The organism is Arthrobacter agilis (assembly GCF_002953615.1).
Classification (GTDB): domain Bacteria; phylum Actinomycetota; class Actinomycetes; order Actinomycetales; family Micrococcaceae; genus Arthrobacter_D; species Arthrobacter_D agilis_B.
This window is the reverse complement of the sequence record NZ_CP024915.1, coordinates 2,381,191-2,385,433: the sequence shown is the minus strand read 5'-3', so window position 1 is coordinate 2,385,433 and position 4,243 is coordinate 2,381,191. Positions and strand designations below refer to the sequence as shown.

Genomic DNA, 4,243 nt, shown 5'->3' with positions numbered 1-4,243 from the left:
CCGCCAGTCCCGCCGTGAAGCCGTCCAGGCGTTCCTCGGAGGTCCTGATCTCGGGTGGTCCGGCGATGACGGCGAAGTCCCGGTAGCCGAGGCCCGCCAGGGTGACGGCGAGGTGACGTGCGCCGCCACGGTTGTCCAGGAGGACGGTCGCGAAGGGCGCCGCGTCCTGGCTGATGAAGGCGACCTTGCCGCCCGTGTCCTCGAAGGAGGAGAGCTCGGCCCGCAGGTGCTCCTCGAAGGCGGAGCCGGTGGTCCGGGATCCCGCGAGGATCATGACGCGGGGACGCTGCCCACGCAGGGCCCGCACCGTGTCGAGCTCACGCTGGGCGTTGCGGCCCGTGACGGCGATCGTCACCACGAGCCCCTCCTCGCTCGCCGCATCGATCACTCCCGCCGCGATGCTGGAGAAGTAGGGGTCCGCGATGTCGGCCACGAGCAGGGCCACCGTGGTGGTGCTGCCCTTGGCCACGGCCTGCGCGAAGAGGTTGGTGGTGTAGCCGAGTCGCTGGGCCGCTTCGACCACGCGCTGCCGGTAGGCCTCGTTCACCTTCCGCGCGCTGCCGTTCAGGGACCGCGATGCCGTCGCGAGCGAGACTCCGGCCTCCCTGGCGACATCGTGCAGCGTCGCGGGACTCTTGCTTGCCGGTGCAGACATTGCGTGCACTCCTGATGGTGTGGGCGGTAGCCTCGGGCCACGCCCTGCGAATTGGGGAAAGGGCCATTCTTGCACGACGCCGAACGATGCCCGCTCGCGCCTGCCCGGCCGGGTAAACGCTTTCTCTGTTAGTGTTCCGAGGACCGCAACCCTGCCGATGATGGAGGTCTCCGTGCCCCTGCCGAGTCCAGTCGCCGAGTCCGCTGCCGAGTCCGGCACAGAGTCCGCTCCCGGCCCGGAGGTTGCGACGGCCGGGCCGCTCAGGGCGGCCATCCTGGGAACCGGTGGGGTGGCCCACCTCCACGCCCGAGCGCTACGCCTCCTGCCCGGAGTGGAACTGGTCGCAGCTGCGGATCCCTCCGAGCAGCACCTCGCGGCCTTCGCCGACACGTACGGCATCGACGCCCGTTCGGCGTCGCTCGAGGACATGCTCGCGGCCGTCAGCGTCGATGTCCTCCACATCTGCACGCCCCCCGGCGGACATGCCGAACAGACGGCGGCGGGATTCGGGGCAGGAGCCCACGTGGTGGTCGAGAAGCCCGCGGCCCTGAGCCTCATCCAACTCGACACCATGGTCGAGGTCGGTCGCGCCGCCCAGCGCGGCCTCGCCGTCGTCTTCCAGCAGCGCTCGGGGACGGCCGCCGCGCACGTCAAGGAGTTGCTGGACTCGGGTGCGTTCGGACGGACCCTCTCGGCGCTGTGCCAGACGAACTGGTACCGGACGGCGGAGTACTTCGCCGTTCCCTGGCGCGGGACCTGGGCCACCGAGGGAGGCGGCACCACGCTGAGCCACGGAAGCCACCAGGTGGACCTGCTGGCCTACCTGCTGGGCGAGTGGTCCGCCGTGCAGGCCACGATGTGGCGGCTCGGACGGGACGTCGAGACCGAGGATCTGTCCCACGCGTCCCTCGTCTTCGCGTCGGGGGCCGTCGCCTCCGTGGTCACCACCGTCCTCGCGCCGCGGGAGTCGAGCCTCCTCCGGATCGATACCGAGAACGCGACGATCGAACTGGAGCACCTCTACGGCCACGGGCACGCGCACTGGAAGATCACGCCGGCACCCCATGTCGACGAGCGGACAGCGGCGTCCTGGGCGCTCCCCGAGCAGGAGGTCCCGAGCGGGCACGATGCCCTGTTCGCCGAGATCTACGGCTCACTGCTGGCCGGAGGCGGCATGCCCGGGGTCGTGGGACACCCGGCCCGCGCACTGGAGATCGTCAGCGCCATGTACGCCTCGGCACGTGAGGGCCGCTGGATCTCGCGGGCCGACCTCGCAGATCCTGCCTTGCGCGGCGCCCTCACGGCGCCGGTCATCGAAGGCCGACCGGCGGGTCGCCCAGAAGCCCTCCTCGGGTCTCGGCCGCACGGACCCGCGGCGTGACCGGTCCCACGCCCGTCCGGACGGCGGACGGCCGGCTCGCCGGCGTCCTGCACGACGGCGGGGGAGCGCCCGCCGAGCATTCGCCCCGGCCTTTCCTGCACCCGGTGTCGACGCCCACGGGCGGCACCGTCAGCGATTGCGGGCCGGCCGACCACCCCTGGCACTGGGGCCTCGGCATCGCCGTGTCCAATGTCGCCGTCGCAGGCCAGCGCTACCCGGTCAACCTCTGGGGCGGGCCGACGTACAGCGAGGGTCAGGGCTACGTGCAGTTGCCGAACAACGGCTCCCAGCGGGGCGTCGACGTGGGCGGGGACCCCGGTGTCCTGCAGCGGCTCGAGTGGTGCGCGGCGGACGGGAGCGCGTTCCTGGACGAGGACCGGAAATGGGGCGCTCGGACCGTCCACGCCGGCGCCGACTGGATGCTCACCTCGGTGCGGAGCCGGTGGGTCAACACCAGCGCGGGTGCGCTGGCCTTCGGGAGTCCGACGACGGCGGGCCGGGCGAACGCGGGGTACGGGGGATTCTTCCTGCGCCTGGCGTCATCGTTCGACGGCGCTGACATCGTCGCGGGCGCTGCCGCCGGGCCGGATGACCCCGGGCACGTGCCTGCGTCCTCCGGCCCGGATGACCCCGGGCTCGCGCCCGGATCCACCGGCGCGGGGTCCGGTATCGGGTCCCTGAGCGAGGAGGACGCCATGGGCAGCAGACGCTCATGGCTCGGCCTCAGGTCGCCGACCGCATCGGTGCTGATGGTGCCCGCTCCGGGCAATCCCGGCGGGCCCTCGCCGTGGTTCGTCCGCAGCGCCGGCACACCGATGCTGTGCGCCGCACCCTTCTTCCACTCGGAGCTGCACCTCGGCCCGGGCCAGGCGTTCGACTGGGGTTGGTCGCTGCTCGTCGCCGACGGGCGGATGTCGGACTCCGCGTTCGTCGACGCAGCAGCGGCAGCGATCCGGTCCTAGGCCGGGAACGTCGCACAGCGGCTGACGACCGCGTCCCGTCGAAGGGGACGCGGTCGGGCGGGCCGCGGGATGTTCCCGCTACAGCCCCAGGGACTCCAGGACGGGCAGTTCGGCGCGTGCACGAGCCCGGGCCTCCGCCGCGGTCGGGGCGGCGACGGCGATGCCTGCGATGCGCTGCGCCTCGGCGAGGGTGACGCTGTTGAGGACGGCGCCGACTCCCGCGAGCGCTCGCGGTGTCATGGACAGCGTCGAGACGCCGAGGCCCACGAGGACGACCGCGAGGGCGGGGTCGGCCGCGGCCTCACCGCACACGCCGACGGGCTTCGCATGCCCTTCTGCTGCGGAACCCTGCACCGTCAGCTGCACCATGCGCAGGACGGCGGGCTGCCAGGAGTTGTTCAGCGCGGCGAGCGAGCCGAGCTGGCGGTCCGCCGCCATGGTGTACTGCGTGAGGTCGTTGGTGCCGAGGCTCGCGAAGGCCACCTCGCCGAGGATCGCCTCGGCCATCAGTGCCGCGGACGGTACCTCCACCATGACGCCCGGGGTCTGCAGGCCGGCGTTGCTGCACAGCTTGGCGAAGTCCGCGGCCTCCTCGGCCGTCGAGATCATCGGCGCCATGACCCAGACATCGGCACTGGCCTGCGATGCTGCGTCGGCGACCGCCTGGAGCTGGCGCTCCAGCACCCCCGGGGACGTGAGGTCGGTGCGGTAGCCGCGGACACCCAGGGCGGGATTCGGTTCGCTGGCGTCGGTGAGGAAGGGCAGGGGCTTGTCGGCGCCTGCGTCCAGGGTGCGGACCACCACCTTCTTGCCCGGGAAGGCGTCGAAGACGCCCTTGTACGCCTCGATCTGCTCCTCCGCCGTCGGCTCCGTGTCCCGCTCGAGGAAGCAGAACTCGGTGCGGAGGAGGCCGACTCCCTGGGCCTTCGCCTCGGCGGCCTTGACGGCGTCCTTCGCTCCGCCGACATTGGCGAGCAGGGGGACCTCGTGCCCGTCGGCGGTGACGCCGGTGCCGTCGAAGACCGTGAGCGCGGCCGCGGCTGCCTTGTAGGCCTCGGCGGCTGCCTCCTCCTCGGCTCCCGGGTCGAGTGCGATCGTGCCGGCCGCTCCGTCCACGAAGACGTCCGTGCCGTCGGCGATGTTGTCGACGCCCACGGCGGCGACGACGGCGGGCAGGCCGAGGGAGCGGGCGATGATGGCGGTGTGCGACTGCGGTCCTCCGCCGGAGGTGACGAGGGCGAGGAC

The 4,243-nt window shown here is 72.4% G+C and carries 4 protein-coding genes; 2 read left to right on the top strand and 2 right to left on the bottom strand.

Annotation, left to right across the window (positions count from 1 at the left end; genetic code table 11):
* Window positions 1–655 (bottom strand): LacI family DNA-binding transcriptional regulator (locus tag CVO76_RS11615; protein ID WP_208739362.1); only part of this gene is annotated, 655 nt, incomplete at its 3' end.
* A 172-nt stretch (window positions 656–827) separates the two neighbouring features.
* Here CVO76_RS11615 and CVO76_RS11610 point away from each other — a divergent pair.
* A complete protein-coding gene (locus CVO76_RS11610) occupies window positions 828–2,036 on the top strand; it encodes a Gfo/Idh/MocA family protein (RefSeq protein WP_244185919.1) in 1,209 nt (402 codons plus the stop codon).
* Window positions 2,033–2,998 carry a DUF6807 family protein gene (locus tag CVO76_RS11605; protein ID WP_208739360.1) on the top strand — a complete coding sequence of 322 codons (966 nt, stop codon included), beginning with the start codon at window positions 2,033–2,035 and terminating at the stop codon, window positions 2,996–2,998. The genes CVO76_RS11610 and CVO76_RS11605 overlap by 4 nt, the downstream gene beginning before the upstream one ends.
* A gap of 78 nt (window positions 2,999–3,076) precedes the next feature.
* Here the strand turns inward: CVO76_RS11605 and CVO76_RS11600 are convergent.
* A partial coding sequence (locus tag CVO76_RS11600; protein ID WP_208739359.1) for a putative PEP-binding protein occupies window positions 3,077–4,243 on the bottom strand: 1,167 nt, incomplete at its 5' end.